The organism is Mycetocola sp. Y719 (genome assembly GCF_056713205.1).
The window spans coordinates 437,639-453,716 of sequence record NZ_JBWYGY010000003.1 but is presented as its reverse complement, the minus strand read 5'-3'; the positions used below and the strand labels follow the sequence as shown (position 1 = coordinate 453,716).

The 16,078-nt window shown below is 67.4% G+C and carries 15 protein-coding genes; 7 read left to right on the top strand and 8 right to left on the bottom strand.

Going from position 1 to position 16,078, the window contains the following annotated elements; genetic code table 11:
• Window positions 1–126 precede the first annotated feature (126 nt).
• The 6 genes from trxA to AC1M0F_RS14030 form a co-directional block, all read right to left on the bottom strand.
• Window positions 127–450, bottom strand: a complete 324-nt coding sequence (trxA, locus tag AC1M0F_RS14055; protein WP_196831868.1) for a thioredoxin — start codon at window positions 448–450, stop codon at window positions 127–129.
• 31 nt (window positions 451–481) lie between these two features.
• Window positions 482–1,456, bottom strand: coding sequence for a thioredoxin-disulfide reductase (trxB, locus tag AC1M0F_RS14050; protein ID WP_480238875.1), 975 nt, complete (start codon window positions 1,454–1,456; stop codon window positions 482–484).
• A gap of 111 nt (window positions 1,457–1,567) precedes the next feature.
• Window positions 1,568–3,196 (bottom strand): murein biosynthesis integral membrane protein MurJ, encoded by a 1,629-nt coding sequence (gene murJ, locus AC1M0F_RS14045; RefSeq protein ID WP_480238874.1) that lies wholly within the window; start codon window positions 3,194–3,196, stop codon window positions 1,568–1,570.
• Complete coding sequence (locus AC1M0F_RS14040) at window positions 3,193–5,445, bottom strand: DUF6049 family protein (protein ID WP_480238873.1); 2,253 nt, start codon at window positions 5,443–5,445, stop codon at window positions 3,193–3,195. The genes murJ and AC1M0F_RS14040 overlap by 4 nt, the downstream gene beginning before the upstream one ends.
• Window positions 5,446–5,571: 126 nt before the next feature.
• A complete protein-coding gene (locus tag AC1M0F_RS14035; protein WP_480238872.1) occupies window positions 5,572–5,844 on the bottom strand; it encodes a GIY-YIG nuclease family protein in 273 nt (90 codons plus the stop codon).
• 95 nt (window positions 5,845–5,939) lie between these two features.
• Window positions 5,940–6,293, bottom strand: a complete 354-nt coding sequence (locus AC1M0F_RS14030) for a hypothetical protein (protein ID WP_480238871.1) — start codon at window positions 6,291–6,293, stop codon at window positions 5,940–5,942.
• A 154-nt stretch (window positions 6,294–6,447) separates the two neighbouring features.
• Between AC1M0F_RS14030 and AC1M0F_RS14025 the strand changes: the two genes are divergently transcribed.
• Together AC1M0F_RS14025 and AC1M0F_RS14020 are read left to right on the top strand one after the other, a co-directional pair.
• Window positions 6,448–6,813: a TraR/DksA family transcriptional regulator gene (locus AC1M0F_RS14025; RefSeq protein WP_480238870.1), complete on the top strand. Its 366-nt coding sequence runs from the start codon at window positions 6,448–6,450 to the stop codon at window positions 6,811–6,813.
• A 244-nt stretch (window positions 6,814–7,057) separates the two neighbouring features.
• Window positions 7,058–7,573: an 8-oxo-dGTP diphosphatase gene (locus AC1M0F_RS14020; protein WP_480238869.1), complete on the top strand. Its 516-nt coding sequence runs from the start codon at window positions 7,058–7,060 to the stop codon at window positions 7,571–7,573.
• Here the strand turns inward: AC1M0F_RS14020 and AC1M0F_RS14015 are convergent.
• The gene (locus tag AC1M0F_RS14015; protein ID WP_480238868.1) at window positions 7,551–9,698 is read right to left on the bottom strand and encodes a RecQ family ATP-dependent DNA helicase; all 2,148 of its coding nucleotides are present in this window, start codon (window positions 9,696–9,698) and stop codon (window positions 7,551–7,553) included. The genes AC1M0F_RS14020 and AC1M0F_RS14015 overlap by 23 nt on opposite strands.
• Before the next feature lie 101 nt (window positions 9,699–9,799).
• On the opposite strand from AC1M0F_RS14015, the gene AC1M0F_RS14010 reads away from it, so the two are divergent.
• Window positions 9,800–10,156 carry a hypothetical protein gene (locus AC1M0F_RS14010; protein ID WP_480238867.1) on the top strand — a complete coding sequence of 119 codons (357 nt, stop codon included), beginning with the start codon at window positions 9,800–9,802 and terminating at the stop codon, window positions 10,154–10,156.
• Window positions 10,157–10,182: 26 nt separating this feature from the next.
• Window positions 10,183–10,539 (top strand): nuclear transport factor 2 family protein, encoded by a 357-nt coding sequence (locus AC1M0F_RS14005; RefSeq protein WP_480238866.1) that lies wholly within the window; start codon window positions 10,183–10,185, stop codon window positions 10,537–10,539.
• Window positions 10,540–10,578: 39 nt separating this feature from the next.
• On the opposite strand, the gene AC1M0F_RS14000 is transcribed toward AC1M0F_RS14005, so the two are convergent.
• Window positions 10,579–10,950, bottom strand: a complete 372-nt coding sequence (locus AC1M0F_RS14000) for a YccF domain-containing protein (RefSeq protein WP_480238865.1) — start codon at window positions 10,948–10,950, stop codon at window positions 10,579–10,581.
• 42 nt (window positions 10,951–10,992) lie between these two features.
• On the opposite strand from AC1M0F_RS14000, the gene AC1M0F_RS13995 reads away from it, so the two are divergent.
• The 3 genes from AC1M0F_RS13995 to AC1M0F_RS13985 all read left to right on the top strand — a co-directional run bounded on the left by AC1M0F_RS13995 (window position 10,993) and on the right by AC1M0F_RS13985 (window position 16,028).
• Window positions 10,993–12,522 (top strand): class I SAM-dependent methyltransferase, encoded by a 1,530-nt coding sequence (locus AC1M0F_RS13995; protein ID WP_480238864.1) that lies wholly within the window; start codon window positions 10,993–10,995, stop codon window positions 12,520–12,522.
• A 225-nt stretch (window positions 12,523–12,747) separates the two neighbouring features.
• On the top strand, window positions 12,748–12,990 hold the full coding sequence (locus AC1M0F_RS13990; protein WP_480238863.1) for a hypothetical protein: 243 nt from the start codon (window positions 12,748–12,750) through the stop codon (window positions 12,988–12,990).
• Complete coding sequence (locus tag AC1M0F_RS13985) at window positions 12,987–16,028, top strand: helix-turn-helix transcriptional regulator (protein WP_480238862.1); 3,042 nt, start codon at window positions 12,987–12,989, stop codon at window positions 16,026–16,028. The genes AC1M0F_RS13990 and AC1M0F_RS13985 overlap by 4 nt, the downstream gene beginning before the upstream one ends.
• The last annotated feature ends 50 nt before the right edge of the window (window positions 16,029–16,078 follow it).

Genomic DNA, 16,078 nt, shown 5'->3' with positions numbered 1-16,078 from the left:
TGGTCCTAATCGATGTTATCTGTGTTGGGGTGGGGCGAATTGCGAGGTGCGGCTCCTGCGGGGCGGTTAAATGAGAACGACCCGCCCGGCGTGTGCCGGACGGGTCGAGTGTCGAGGGTCGTCGGGCTACGCCAGGAAGGCGGCCAGGTCGGCCTCGAGGGCTGCTTTCGGCTTTGCGCCGATGATGGTCTGAGCGACCTCGCCACCCTTGAACACCTTGAGTGCGGGGATGGACGTGATCTGGTACTGCATCGCCAGGCCCGGGTTCTCGTCGACGTTCACCTTGACGATGTCGAGCTTGTCGATGTTCTCAGACGCGATCTGGTCGAGGATCGGTGAGACCATGCGGCAGGGGCCACACCACTCTGCCCAGAAGTCGACGAGCACCGGGCGGGCGCTCTGCAGAACCTCTGCGTCGAAAGTGCTCTCAGATACTGCACGTGCTGACATGGGGTTTTCTCCTTTGTGGATGGTTCGAAGTCTAGACGGATGCCGCGAGGGCGGCTTCAGCTTTTGGGCTGGCGGATTCTGCCTGCTCCCGGTCGGCGAGGAAGTGCTCGGCGTCGAGGGCGGCGACGGTTCCGGATGCCGCAGCGGTCACGGCCTGGCGGTACGTGGGGTCGATGACGTCCCCAGCCGCGAAAACACCGGGCAGGTTGGTCTTCGACGAGCGGCCGTCGACGGCGATGGTGCCGTCCGTGGTGAGCTCGAGCTGACCGTGGAACAGGTGGGTGCGCGGGTCGTTGCCGATCGCGACAAACAGGCCACCGAGTTCGAGGTGGCTCTCTGTACCGTCGACCGTGGACTTGAGCGTGACGCCATCGACGGCGTTCTCACCGGAGATGCCGACGACCTCGGAGTTCCAGATGAACTCGATCTTGTCGTTGGAGAAGGCACGCTCCTGCATGATCTTGGAGGCGCGCAGGGTGTCCTTGCGGTGAATGACGTACACCTTGGACGCGAAGCGAGTGAGGAAGGTGGCCTCCTCCATGGCGGAGTCGCCGCCGCCGACCACAGCGATGGTCTTCTGCTTGAAGAAGAAGCCGTCGCAGGTCGCGCACCAGGAGATGCCGCGGCCCGAGAGGCGCTCTTCGTCGGCCAGTCCGAGCTTGCGGTAGGCACTGCCGGTGGCCACGATGACGGATGCCGCCTCGAAGTCACCCGAGTACCCGGTCTTGACGGTCTTCACGTCTCCGGAGAGGGAGACCTCGGTGACGTCGTCGAGAATGACCTCGGTTCCGAAGCGCTCAGCCTGCTCCTGGAACTTGCTCATGAGCTCCGGGCCCTGGATTCCCTCGGGGAAGCCGGGGTAGTTCTCCACCTCGGTGGTGTTCATCAGCTCGCCGCCGGCCTCGACACTCGACGCCAGAAGCAGCGGGTTCAGGTTGGCCCGGGCCGCGTAGATGGCGGCGGTGTAACCGGCAGGGCCGGACCCGATGATGATGACGTTGCGCACGTAGAGCTCCTTGGAAGATGTCAGTCGCTGAGTGGAACACATCTTAGTTCGCCGATATTCCGGGAGCCTGAACGACGCCCGGTGCGTGTGGGTTCGCCAGGTGCAGAGCCTCTATCGGCGGCGCAGACGGCGGGTAACAGGGGCGAGTGCCTCGCGCAGCTCGGCGGAACGCATCAGCGTGAGCGCCCCCACATAGACCGCTGACATGACGACGGCGACGAGGGCCATCGTCACGAGGGCTCCGAGGACCGAAGCGATGGCCCATCCCCCTGAGTACCCGCCGAGCAGCCACACGAGGCCGGCACCGACGAGAACGGCGGGTACGGCGGCCACCGAGTAGACCACGAGGCTGCGGACGATCCTGGCGATGTCGAGCCCCGCGATCCGCTTCCGGAGAAGGATGCCGGCGGTCACCATCTGGACCGTGATCGAGATCGACATCGAGATGGCCAGCCCGACGCCGATCAGTGAAAGTGGTAGCAGGGAGCAGGCCAGAGCGAGCGCGATGTAAACGACGACCTGCACGAGCGTGAAGAAGAACGGCGTGCGCGTGTCTCCGAGGGCGTAGAACGTGCGCTGGAAGACGAACAGCACCGCAAAAGGGACCAGACCGGCGAGGTAGGCGATGAGCACGAAGCCCATCGCCGCTGTGTCACTGAACGCCGCCGTGAAGAGACTCGCGAACGGGAAGGACAGGACGATCAGTCCTGCGGTGGCCAGGACGATGATCAGGGTGATCTGACGGGTTGCGGCGGAGACATCCGTTTTCAGTTCGTCTGTCCGGTTCTCGCGGACGTGTTCGGCGAGCCGGGTGAAATATGCGGTCGCGACAGACAGGGTGATGACCGAGTGAGGCAGCATGAAGATCAGCCACGCGTTCTGCAGGGCGGCCGTGGACGGACCTTCACCTGAGGCGATGAGCACGACGTTGCTCTGGACCAGCCCGGCCAGGGTGGTCAAACCGAGCATCGCGAACGACCAGCCGGCCAGCTTGCCGGTTGCGCGCAGGCCGATGCCGCGCCAGCGGAAGTCCGGACGGAAGCTCAGGCCGACCCGGCGCCAGAAGAAGAACAGGATGAGCGCCTGGATGGCGACGCCGAGGGTGGCGGTGCCCGCCAGCACGGCGATCATGTCAGGCGTCCACTCCGTCACCAGCCTCGTGCCGTTGGGGTCGGCGCCGAAAAGCAGGATGAACACCACGAGACCGGCCATGGCCACGACGTTGTTGACGACGGGTGACCAGGTGTACGGCCCGAACAGCTTGTGGGCGTTGAGGATCTCGCCGAGCACCGTGTAGAGGCCGTAGAAGAAGATCTGCGGCAGGCACCAGTACGCGAATGCAACGGCCAGAGCTCGCGTCTCCGGGTCGAGCCTGACCGAGTACAGCTGGACGAGAAGCGGCGCGAAGAGGACCGCGACGGTCGTCGCTGCGAAGAGCACGACGAGGGTGAGCGTGAGGAGCTTGTTGACGTAGGACTTGCCGCCGTCCGCATGGACGATCGAACGGACGATCGACGGAACGAGGATGGCGCTCAGCACCCCTCCGGCGATGATGACGTAGAGCGTGTTCGGCAGCTGGTTCGCCACCGCGAACGCGTCAGCGCTGCTGCTCGCGACCAGGCCGATCGTCCAGGCGAGCAGCATCGCCTTCACGAAGCCGAGGATGCGGGAGACCATCGTTCCGGATGCCAGGAAGAAGCTGGCGCGTCCGATGCCGGCGTTGTCGGTCGTCTTCGTCATCGATCCCCAGGGGTGGTCGCGGTGGCGGGAGGAGCATCTGTCGTCTGCGGAGCATCCGAGGGTTCCTCGCTGGACAGCGTGCGGCGGTCGGAGCGGCGTTTGCGGACCGTACGGATGAGGCCGAGCACGAAGAGGACGGCGACGAGGGCGGCGAGGATGGCGGCGCCGATGCCTTCCCAGTCGGCGCGAACCGTGACGGGCACGAGCACGCTCTCGCCGATGACGGCACTCTGGGGCGAGTACAGCTGCAGGCGGACGGTGACCTCACCGTTGCCGAGCCTGGCCTCGACGGGGACCCGTACCGATTCACGGGCGTTCGCCGGGATGACTTGGGTGACGCTGGAGTCGACGTTGAGCTTGAGGCTCGAGCTCGATGCCTGGAGGACGACGGTGACCGGGAGGTCGTATTCATTCCGAACGGAGAATGGAAGCGACGACTGGTTGCTCACCATGAGGATCGGACTGGTGGCGGCGATCGCGACCGAGTCGAGCGTCGCAGTCGTCTCGGTGTCATGGGTGGTGGCCGCCTCGGTCCAGCCCTCGGGGTCCGAGCGCCACGACACGGCCAGAAGGGCGAGGATCTCGGCGCGCTCCCTGCCGGTGAGGAGGGCCGGTTCATCGAGCATGGTCGAGAACGCGGCGAGACTGCTCTCGCGGGTGTGCAGCCGTTTGACGAGGGCGACCCTTTCCGCAGACTGCGGCTGGTCGGCCACTGTCGCGGCGATCGCCTTCTGGGCGACGGCGGTGCTGAGCACGGTACCGGCGACGGTCGGCATCGACATGAGCGAGGTGATGGCATCGCTCAGGCGTGCGCCCGTCGGTGGCCACTCCCGGTCGAGGGTGAGCAGGAGAGTGCGTCCGGGCGCGTCCTCCTCGGAGGCGATGACCATGAGCTGAGCGGAGAGGTCGGCCAGCGCATCGAGCTGCTCGTCCGTACTGATCGCCGTAGCCGCGCGTCGCAGGGATTCGGATGCCACAGCATCCGAGAGCAGGACCGAGGTGTCGCTGGCCGTTGCAGAGGCTCCTGGGGTGTAACCGGTCTTGGTGGTTACGTTGCTGGAGGAGAGAATCGTGGTCGTCGCACCGGATGCCGTGAACACCGGAAGATCGGACGCCAGCACGGTGTCGTCGTCAGGCCAGACGATCCCCGTCGTCGTGTACGGCCACTCGGTCAGCTCGGCGAGTGTCGGGAGCGTCGGCTCACCAGGGGTCGGCGTCGGCGTCGGCGCGACGGACGGCTCGCCGGTGGGCGTCGTCGGATCCTCCGGGTCGGCCGGGTCGCCTGGGTCAGGATCCGTCGTGGCATCCGGATCGACGGCGTCGGTGAAGTTCTCCGGGTCGAGGCCGTAGAGCAGCGAGGTCGGGTTCATCAGACCACCGATGCCGGCCTGTGACTGGATAGACGCGTCGGCATCCGCATACTGCAACGGGAATGTTTCGTTCGTTGCGCGGCTCAGTCGATCGAGCCAGCTGACCGCGGACGCCGGTGCCGCGCTGCCGAGCGCGCGGATCGAAGCAATGACCATGGGGTCGATGCCGAGCGCGACCGGGCGGTCGATGAGCCCGTCGAGCTGACGGGTGAGAAGACCGGTCGGGGAGGTGTAGACGCTCAGTGCTTCGGCGCTGAGCAAACCGACACTCGAGGAAGGAGCAGTGATCGGTGCGGCGACGGCGACACCGAGCGACTGCGCGGTGACGTCCGGGGTGTAGACGATGGTCTCGTGGGCGCTGGCCACGGTATCGCCGCTCGTGAAGCTCGCGTCGATCGGATAGACGCCCGCCTCGGCAGGGAGGCCGAGCAGCGCAGCGTTGACGATGATCGGAGTGGCCGTGTGACGGAGGCCGGCGGCCAGGGATGGAACGGCGACGCTCGCAACGGCACGGTCGCTTGCGGTCTTACCTGAGCCGTCAAGCCAGTCGGCGAGAGCGGACCGGGAGGCGACGGCATCCGTCCCGGATTCGATGACGAGCGTGCCGGCAGGCAGGTCTGCGTCTGTCAGGTTCTCGATCGTGACGGTTAGGGTCATCGAGCCGGCCGCATTGATCGAACTGGCGGACTGGCTGATCTCGACAACGACCTCGTCATCGGCCGCCGCGGTCTTGACGGCGGTCTGCCCGGATCTCGGTGTGGAAACCGTTCCTGCAGGCCCATCGAAGGCGATGGCGCTCGAGCCGATCCCAAGGGACACCAAGCCGACCGCGGTGGCAACGATCACGCGCAGCGTCTTGTGCAGTCGATTCTTGGTCATAGGCTCTCGCTGGCTCTGGGCCTCGGCCAGCATGAATCCTGATTCTACGGGTGGACTCTGGGCGGATGCCGCCAGCGCGCGCCATGGGGCGCGGAAACGCTGTGGTGCGGGCTAGCGCCAACCCTCTCACACCTGGTCCGCCGGCCCTTTTCCTCCCGGCCCCTCCGCGATCAGTCGATCCTTCTTCCATCGCACCCAGCCGTGGATCTGGCGTTCGCGGTAGTAGGCCTCATCGATCCGATCGAAGTACTCGAAGTAGACCAGGGCCAGCGGCCGCCTCCGGGAGGTGTATTTGGCGCAGAGCGCTGACTCGTGCTGGTCCATCCGGTGCGAGAGGTCCCAGGTGCTCCCCGTGTACAGAGTGCCGTCGGCGCAGCGAAGGATGTACATGTAGGGCATGGGTCGAGGATGCCGTGGGGCCGCGTCGCGACGGGCGGGCGCCGAAGAGCGGGGAGAACTGTCGGCGGTGCTCGAGGGTGTGAAGGGACGGGCGGCTACAGGCCGATCGACCCGATCATCGTCCAGACCGTCCGTGTGAGGTCCGGGTGCTCGAGCGCGATCTCGCGCAGCAACTCGTACTCGAGCTTCGCGACGTTGTGGCGGTGGGTATCGGCATCCGGCCGGTTGCTGCGCGCTGCGTACCTGGCCATCGTGTATTCGGCGGTGAGTCCGCGGGCATCGAGAGCATCGGTCTTCAGCTCGTAGACGACGAGTTCGTCGACCGTCGGAAGGTCGTGGATGAAGTCGTACGGGTCTTCTCCGGCGCGGCAACGGTTCTCGATGAGGACGTCGAGTTCATCGCGTGCGTAGCGGCGGAGCCGGTCGAGGTCGAAGGGCGTCGTAGTCAAATCTCGGCCCCTCCCTGGTCGTCTGAGCCGTGTGCGCGTTAAAGGTTACGCCTGTTTTTCTGAAGGGCGACCGATGTCAACCGCCCCGCGCGCGCCGCACAATCAGGGCCAATCGGGTCGCGCCGTGCAACCATGGGCTATGGAACACTCACGGTTGAGCAAGACAACGCTGGAGCACTTCCGCGCTGTCCTCGAAGAGCAGCGCGCCGAACTCGAGCAGCATCGGGTGCACACCGAGGAGTCCCTCGTCGAAGTCCGGGTCGCCCGTGATGGTGAAACCGACGACGAGCACGACCCGGAAGGCCCGACCATCGCCTCCGAGTGGTCGAGGCTCACCGGCCTCCAGGAAGAGGCCGCCAGGCAGCTCACCGTGCTCGACAAAGCCCTTGCCCGGGTCGATGACGGCAGCTACGGTCTCTGCACCCGCTGCAACAAGCCGATCGGCCGCGCCCGCCTCGACGCGCGCCCCGCCGCCGAGCTCTGCATCGACTGCGCCCGCCTCGCCGAAGAGCACCGGTAACCCTTCTCGCGGGTTACAGCGCGGTCCGCAACCTCGGAGAATCGACAACCGACGGCCCCATCCGCACCTAAATCAGGCGGATCGACGGAAATCTCCGAAGTTACGCACGGCATGCGCGCGCTACGGGAGGAAATCAGGGTGTCGATCGGCCGATAGCGGATGGACCCGCCGATTTTCCTCCCGAAGTTCGACAACCCGCCAGGCATCGATGGCCGGCACACGGATCCGCGCGTACGCTCGCCGTATGAGCGACAGCGAGCCCGACCTTCCCGAGGTCTGTGTCTGCTACATCCTTCGTGAAACCGGCCAGGGCGGTTACGAGGTCCTCCTCGGCGAGAAGAAGAAGGGCCTCGGTCTCGGAAAGATGGTCGGACCGGGAGGAAAGCTCGAACCGGGCGAGACGCCCGCGCAGGCGGTCGTGCGCGAGGTGCACGAAGAATCAGGGTTGCGACTGCGCGAGGAGGATCTCGTGCCGCTCGGGCGCATCCGATACGAGTTCCCGTACCGCCCGGCATGGAGTCAGGTCTCGTGGGTGTTCGCGACCCGCGCGTGGCAGGGCGAGGTTATCGAATCCGACGAGCTGCTGCTGGGCTGGCACTGTGTCGACGACATCCCGTTCGACCGCATGTGGGACGACGCCAAACACTGGCTCCCCGAGGCGCTCGACGGTGAGTACTGTGAACGCCGATTCGTGTTCGGCGCCGACCTGTCGACGGTGGCGGCGGGCGACGTGCCGGTCAGGCCTGCAGCGCGAGGCTGAACGGCAGCACAGCGGATGCCCCAGCGCCGCGAAGCAGGCGGCCGGCGACGGTGAGCGTCCAGCGACTGTCGACCAGGTCGTCGACGAGCAGGATCGGTCGACCCTGGTAACCCTCGAGAGCGGTTACCAGCTCGGGATCGAGATCGAATCGATCCCAGACGCTGGCCAGCCGGTAGGCACTGTTCCCACCTGGTTCGCCAGATGGCCCGCCGTTCTTCAGGCTGAGCGTCCCGAGGTACGGCAGCCGGCCGACCTCTGAGAGAGCACGGGCGACCGAGTCGACGAGCTGCGGACGACGCCGTGACGGGATGCTGACGACGGCGGCAGGGCGTTGGTCCCAACCCCATTCAGCGAGTACGCGGATGCAGGCCTGCACGAGCGCCGGGCTGGCCGTCGCGTCCGGTGTCGTCGGGGCGAAGAGATCGCGGAGTGTCCCGCCCCAGCCGAGGTCGGTGAGCCGGGCCAGGGCGCGCCCCGCCTCGACCCGCTCCTCCGGCGCGATCTTGCCGCGAACCGGCACGCCGAGATTCTCGGCGCCCGTCGGCCACTGGGCACGCGGTTCGATGGCGACCCCGACACGGCTGAGCGATTTCTGTGCCTGGCCGGATGCCTCCTGCCGCACGTCGGTGGGATACCAGGCCGGCTCACCAGCCGCCGCCGCACAGTTGTCGCAGCGACCGCAGGGTACGGCTGTGTCGTCGTCGAGGGCGCGCTGGAGAAACTCCATGCGACATCCGGTGGTGCTTTCGTACTCGAGCATCGAGTTCTGCTCCTGGACGCGGGCCGCCGCGATGCGTTCGTACCGTTCGGCGTCGTAGACCCAGGGCTGCCCGGTGGCGACCCAGCCGCCGGTGACCCTTTGCACGGCGCCGTCGACGTCGAGCACCTTGAGCAGCAGTTCAAGCGGGCTGCGCTTGAGGTTCACCCGCGCCTCAAGAGCGGGGGTCGACAGCGGGGCTCCGTTGAACGCGAGCTCGTCGATGACGGCGAGGGCCTTCTGCTCGTTCGGCATCGACGACGTGGCGAAGTACTGCCAGATGGCTTCGTCCTCTGTTCCTGGCAGGAGCAGCACATCGGCGCTGGCCGCCCTCCCCTCGATCATGGCCGCACGACCGGCACGTCCGACCTGCTGGTAGTACGCCACTGGCGACGATGGCGCTCCGAGGTGCAGGACGAAACCGAGGTCCGGCTTGTCGAAACCCATGCCGAGCGCGCTCGTGGCGACGAGCGCCTTGACCTGGTTGTTCTTGAGCGCCTGCTCGAGGCCTTCGCGATCGCCGGCATCCGTTCGCCCGGTGTACGCCTGCACCTCGTGCCCGGCCTCACGCAGCAGACGGGCGGTGTCCTCGGCGGCAGACACGGTCAGGGCGTAGATGATCCCGGAGCCGCGGAGTTCTCCGAGATGGCTGAGCAGCCAGCCGAGCCGGGCGCCGGCATCCGGAAGTCGGAGGACACCGAGGCGGAGGGATGCCCTCGCGAGCGGACCGCGGATGGTCACGACGGGTTCGCCGCCGGCGTGCTCGAGCTGCTCGGCGACATCGGTGACGACGCGGGAGTTGGCTGTTGCGGTCGTGGCCAGCACCGGGACGCCGTGCGGCATCTCGGCGATGAGGTCGCGGAGGCGCCGATAGTCCGGGCGGAAGTCGTGACCCCAGTCGGAGATGCAGTGGGCCTCGTCGACGACGAGCAGGCCGGTGCGCTGCACGAGCTTCGGCAACTGCTCCTCACGGAAACGCGGGTTGTTCAACCGTTCAGGCGAGACGAGGAGCACGTCGACCTCGTCGTTGTCGAGCTTCGTGAGCACATCGCCCCACTCGTGCGGGTTGGCCGAGTTGATGGCCACAGCGCGCACACCGGCGCGCGCGGCCGCTTCGACCTGGTCGCGCATGAGGGCGAGCAGCGGCGACACCAGCAGGGTCGGCCCAGCACCCTGCCGACGGAGGAGCAGCGTGGCCACGAAGTAGACCGCCGACTTGCCCCACCCGGTGCGTTGCACGACGAGGGCACGCTTGCGGTCGGCGACAAGGGTCTCGATGGCTTCGAACTGGCCGTCGTGGAAGTCGGCGTCGGGCGAACCGACCAGCGTGCGCAGGATGTCGAGGGCATCGGCCCGGGTGTCGGTCATGGTCCCAGCTTGTCAGGTGCGGCTGACAGGACGGGTCCGTGATCGTGTGCGGCGGCGGGGCAGGGGGTGACCCGAAGCGGCTGAAAGCCTAGACTCCGGCCATGGCTACGACCGACCCGACGGAGGTGGAGGCGCAACTCACTGCGATCCTCGACCGGTACCGCCCAGAACTCGTGGACGGGACGATCTACGGCATCCCGGCGCTGATCTGGCCCGGTGCCACTGGGCACGACTATTTCGCGGCGCTCAAACGCAACAAGAGGAACGTCGGTCTCTACCTGATCATCGCCGACCGCTACCCCGACGACCTCGCGCTGGCCTCCGACGCCCTGCAATCGCGGCGTACCGGCAGGGCGACGTTCTCGTTCTCGTCGCTGGACGGGGAGATGGCGGTGGAACTCGTTCGACTGCTCGACCGGCTGATCGACCGGTACCGCGCCGAACACGCGACGTCCTGAGCACGACACGCACGAAGGAGGACCCGATGACGAACGAAGACGTGGCGCGCGCCTTCTCCGGCCACCGATTCGAAGAGGCGCTGAACCGTCTCGCCGACGACGTGGTCTGGAACCTCGTCGGCGAGGCCAGGCTGGAGGGCCGCTCCGCGGTGACCGACGCCTGTCGCGGAACCGCTGCCGAACTCACGGACGTGACCACCACCTGGCTCCGGTTCGTGTCCACCGGCAACGGTGATGTCGTCGCCGTCGACGTGATCGGGCGGTACGAAGACAGGGACGGCGTCACAGGGGTGTCATCCTGCGATATCTATGAGTTCGACGACGGCCGGATCCGGACCATCACGTCGTACACGGTCGAGATAGACCCCGACGCACGCACCTGACTGAGCTCACCGATCAGCCGGGCCGGCGGCATCCGTTTCTCAGGCGTCGACGATCTGCTTGCCGAGCGGAAGCAGGGCGACCGGCACCATCTTGAAGTTGGCCCAGCCGAACGGGATGCCGATGATCGTGATGCAGAGCGCCACGCCGCTGACGATGTGCCCGAGAGCGATCCACCACCCGGCGAGGATCACCCAGACCACATTGCCGAGAACCGACCCGATGCCTGCGGTCGGACGGTCGACGACCTCCTTGCCGAATGGCCAGAGCGCGTAGACGCCGATCCGGGCTGAGGCGATTCCCCAGGGGATCGTGACGATGAGCACGAACATGATCAGCGCGGCGAGCATGTAGCCGACGAACAGCCAGAATCCGGACAGCAGCACCCAGATGATGTTCAGGAGAGTCTTCATGGTGTGACCAGTCTGCCACCGGGGCGGTGCCACACTGGAACCGTGACTTCTGAGCTCGTGCACCGCCTCCGATCCGATCTCGACTCCGCCCGGTTCACGGTGACCACCCTCACCGGACTGTGGGGCGACGAAGCGGATGCCGCGCTGCACCGCAACGAGAGGGTCCCGGCATTGCGCGCGCTCGCGAGACGTCGTGCGGACTCGGGCGCCGAAGCATCCGCGACCCTCGCAACGGCATTCGTGCTCGGGCTCCCGGTTCCCCTGGACGACCTCGCCCAAGCCCTTCCCTCCCTCGGGGTGGACGGTGCGAGCGAACTCGGACTGGTCTCAGTCGACGGCGCCGAAGTGACCCCGCTGCTGGACCTGCGACCGTACAGTTTCGTCGACGCCCACGGCGCAGGCAGCTGGTGGATCCTCTCCGACCTCGGCGAACTCGCCCTCGGCCGCCCCCTCGGTGAAGAGCACGTCCTCGGCGTCGGCGGTGCGTCGGTGACCCTCAGCGGTCTGATGATGCAGACCCCTGTCGGGAGCGTCCTCGACCTCGGCACCGGATGCGGCATCCAGGCGATGCACGCAGCCAGGCACGCGACGACCGTCGTGGCGACCGACATCTCAGAGCGCGCGCTCGAACTCGCGCGGCTCAACGCCGAGCTCAACTCCGTCCACAACATCGAGTTCCGGCTTGGCAGCCTGTTCGAGCCGGTGCGGGGCGAGCGATTCGACCAGATCGTCTCGAACCCGCCCTTCGTCATCACCCCGCGCGGCGAAGGGGTGCCCGAATACGAGTACAGGGATGCAGGCATGGTCGGCGACGCGCTCGTCGAGGCGGTCCTCCGCGGGGCGGCCGCTCACCTGAACCCGGGCGGCGTCGCCCAGATGCTCGGCAACTGGGAGTACCGGGTCGGCCAGGATGCCCTCACACGCGTCGGCGGCTGGATCGACGGCACCGGGCTCGACGCGTGGATCATCGAACGCGACGTGCAGGATCCCGCCGAATACGCCGAGACCTGGATCCGTGACGGCGGCACGCGCTCGGGCACTCCAGACTTCGACCGGCTCTACGCCGCCTGGCTCGACGATTTCGCCGCCCGCCGCGTGACATCCGTCGGGTTCGGGTACGTCACCCTCCGGATGCCGTCGGCCGGCTCCCCGACGCTCCGTCGCCTCGAACGACTCCACGGCGCCCTCGGCTCGAACGAGTCCGGACTCGGTGTGCACCTCGCCTCGGCGCTCGCCGGACACGACTGGCAGGCGGCCTTGTCGGATGACGAGATCGCCTCACGGCGACTCACCGTCGCGCCCGACGTGACTGAGGAACGGCACTACTGGCCGGGGGCGGAGGATCCGACGGCCATGATGCTGCGCCAGGGCGGCGGGTTCGGTCGCACGGTGCGGATGGACACGGCCCTGTCCGCCCTCGTCGGAGCGAGCGACGGTGACCTGTCGGTCGGTGCGGTCGCCGGGGCGATCGCGCAGTTGCTCGACGCCGACTACGTCGAGTTGCTCGCCGAGCTCGTGCCGCGCGTGAGAGCCCTGGTCGACGACGGGTTCCTGCTGCCCCCTGACCTGTAAATCGCCGAACGCCGCACGCTGAGCAGGAGAAAGAGCACGCGACGCACGCTCAACAGGAGAAATCGGCCGTATCCGGCCTGGTCCTCCTGTTGAGCGGCATCCGTCTCAGCCGTCGCCTGCCGTCTAAGCCGTTTCCCACCCGATAAATAGGGCATCCGCCCGATACTGAGCCCCCTCCTTAGAGAACACGATGGAGACATCACCAAGACCTGAGGAGTTGAGATCATGCAGATTTCCGGAGAATACGGAACCGAGCTGCTCATCCGTTACACCGAAGAGCAGCTGAGCCGCGACCTGGAACGCCGTCGCATCGCGACCGAACGGCGTGCCGAGCGCCAGCCCGGCGCGAGCCGCCAGACATTCGCAGCGCGGCTGGCAGCACTGTTCGGTGCGCACGACGAGCGGATGCCGTCCGCTTCCACCGTGCGGTCGGCGGGCGTCTCGCAGGCCCACGCGGCGCACCGGTGAGCTTTCGTTCGACGACCGCAACCGGATTGGCGGTCGCAGCCGATCCGGTGGCCGAAACCCGCTCGACCGGCGTCGGCGGAGCGTGGGACCATGAAGGAATGAGGTCGCCGGCGGCAAGCCCATCGATGATCGGGCGCGAGTCCGAGCTCGCACAACTGCGCTCTGCGCTGGCCGACACTCTGCTCGGCCTGCCGCAGGGCGTTCTTGTGTCTGGCGAGGCGGGCATCGGCAAGACGCGCCTGCTCGAGGAGTTCCTGGCATCGGCGTCAGAGGAGGCACTTGTCCTCGCCGGGCAGTGCGTCGACCTCGGCGCGGTCGGCGCACCGTACGCGCCGATCAAGGGCGTGCTCCGTTCCCTGGTCAGCCAGATCGGAGCCGACACCGTGCTCGAGGCCGGCGGTCCCGGCCGCGGAGCCCTCACTGCGCTCCTCCCCGAACTCGGCGACGCCGACCTCGACCGCTCGGGCACAGGGCTCAACCGGCTGCACGAGACCGTCGCCGTCGTGCTCGAGACCGTGTCGCTGACCACACCGGTCGTCGTCGTGATCGAAGACCTGCACTGGGCCGATGACGCCACTCTCAACCTCCTCCGCTTCCTGCTGCGCGGACTCAGCAGGGGCCGGATCCTCGTCGTCCTCAGCGTCCGCACCGAAGACGTGCCCAGGGGGCATCCGCTCAGGGGCCTCATCTCCGAACTGGAGCGGTCCCGCAGCATCACGCGCATCGAGGTGCAACGGCTCAGCCGCCCGGAGGTCCAGCGCCAGGTGCACGAGATCCTCGGCACGTTGCCAGACGACGAAGTGTTCGACAGCGTCTTCTCCCGGAGCGAGGGCATCCCGTTCTTCGTCGAAGAACTCGTCGGGTTCGACGAGACCTGTGAGGGCGACCTCCCGTGGACGCTCCGCGAACTGCTCCTGGCCCGTTACGAACGACTCAGCGACGACACTCAGCATGTGCTCCGGCTGCTGTCGGCCGGTGGTGTCCGGGTCGACCATGAACTGCTGATGACGGTCTACCACGGCGACGCTGATGTGCTCGATAGGGCAGCGCGCGAGGCCGTGCTCGCGAACATCCTTCTCGCCGACGAGCGCAGTTATGCCTTCAGGCACGCGCTCGTCCGTGAGGCGATCCACGCCGACCTCCTGCCAGGGGAACGCACTCGCTTCCACACCCGCTTCGCCGAAGCGCTCGAGGCCGTCGCAGACGAACGGCGGGTGGCGACGGAGATCTCGTACCACTGGCTCGCCGCCCACGACGCGGCGAAGGCGTTCCCGGCCTCCCTTCGTGCGATGTCCGAGGCGCGCGCGACCTACGCTTACGGAACGGCCGCGCAGATGGGTGAGCGAGCCCTGGAACTGTGGGACCAGGTTCCGGATGCCGAGACCGTCGCGAATCGCAAGAAGATCGACCTCATCGCCCAGACGGCCTCGGCACTGCGCAACGCCGGTGAAGGCGAACGATCGCTGGCGATGGTCAACCTCGCGTTGCAGGAATGCCCGCGCGACGACGCATTCCGCTACGCCCGACTGCTGCGGGACAAAGCGATGTACCTCGGCAACATGGGCAAACCGGGCTCGATCGAACTGCTCCGCGAGGCCCTCGAACTCGTCCCCCCGGGGTCGACAGGTCTGGCCGGCACATCCGGACTGGCGGGTTCGACGCTGACGGCAACGGAGTTGCGCTCGGCGATGCTCACCGGGCTCGCCGGCCGGCTCATGATCGAAGCTCGCTTCACCGAGGGCGCTTCGGTGGCGCTGGAGGGGCTGGAGGAAGCCCGCGCGGCTGGCTCCGACCGGCACGCGTCAATCGCCTCGAACATCTACGGTGCGGCGATGATCGACTCCGGCAGGATCGAGGAGGGGTACCGGCACCTCGAGAACGCCCGCCGGCTGGCCGAGAGTGACACGAGCGCGATGCTCCGTTACCGGGTGAACGCCTCGGATGCCGAATACCTCCTCGGCCACTACCCCGAGGCGCTGCGGATCGCCGAACTCGGCATCGCCTTCGCACACGAGCTGGGTGTCGAACGCAGCACGGGCATCATCCTGCAATCCAACGCCGTCGATCCGCTCATCGCGCTTGGGGACTGGGAGCGCGCCGAACGGCTGGTCGCCCGCGCCCTCACGCTCCTGCCGTCGCCCGTCTTCAACGCCTACCTCCAGCGCGCCAGGATCTTCCTGATGATGTGGCGAGGCGACGTCGCAGGCGCAGCGAAGCTGTACAAAGGACTGCGCTCCGGCTTCCTCGCCCTCGCACAGGTCGAGATGCAGGTGGAACTCGGCCACGCGAGGATGGCCGCAGAACTCAACCTGGAGCGCGGCGACCCGAAGCAGGCCTGGGCCGACGTCTCAGTGTTGCTCGGCGACGACCATCGGCAATACCCTGGCTACGATCTGCCACTGCTCGCCGCGGCGGCCCGTGTGCTCGCCGTGCTCCGCGCGGGCGGTGACACGCTCCCAGCCGGCGAAGACGCGGCGGCCGAGGCCCGCATGCGCGAACTTGCCGACGAGCTCGATTTCTGGCCGACGAGCCCGGTGTGGATTCCCCTCTTCCACGCCGAACTGTCGGGCACAGACGGCACAGGAACCGACCCGGATGCCTGGCAGCGGGCCGTCGATGCGGTCGCTGGCAACACCGCAGCTCCCGCACACCTCCACGCTTATGTGCTGCTCAGGCTCGGGCGGGCGCACGCGGAGTCCGGCGACAGGGCAGAGGCGGCATCCGCCCTGCAGGCGGCCATTGCCGAAGCCGGCCTGCTCGGTGCCGGCCTGGTCAGCGCACAAGCCCGGGCGGTCGCCGCGCGCGCCGGCATCCCGCTCGACGGCGGCCAGCCGAAGCCGGTGACGGATGCCACCGAGCTCACCGCCCGCGAACGGCAGGTCCTCGAACTCATCGCCCAAGGCCTCAGCAACAAGCAGATCGGCGAGCAGTTGTTCATCAGCGCCAAGACGGCGAGCGTGCACGTGTCTGCGATCCTCCGCAAGCTCGGGGCATCCAGCCGTACCGAGGCGGCCTTCCTGGCCCGGGAACTCGTCTAGTCGGCCGTCGCGCCCTGCCCGATAGTCGGCCGGACCCCTGACGCGACGAG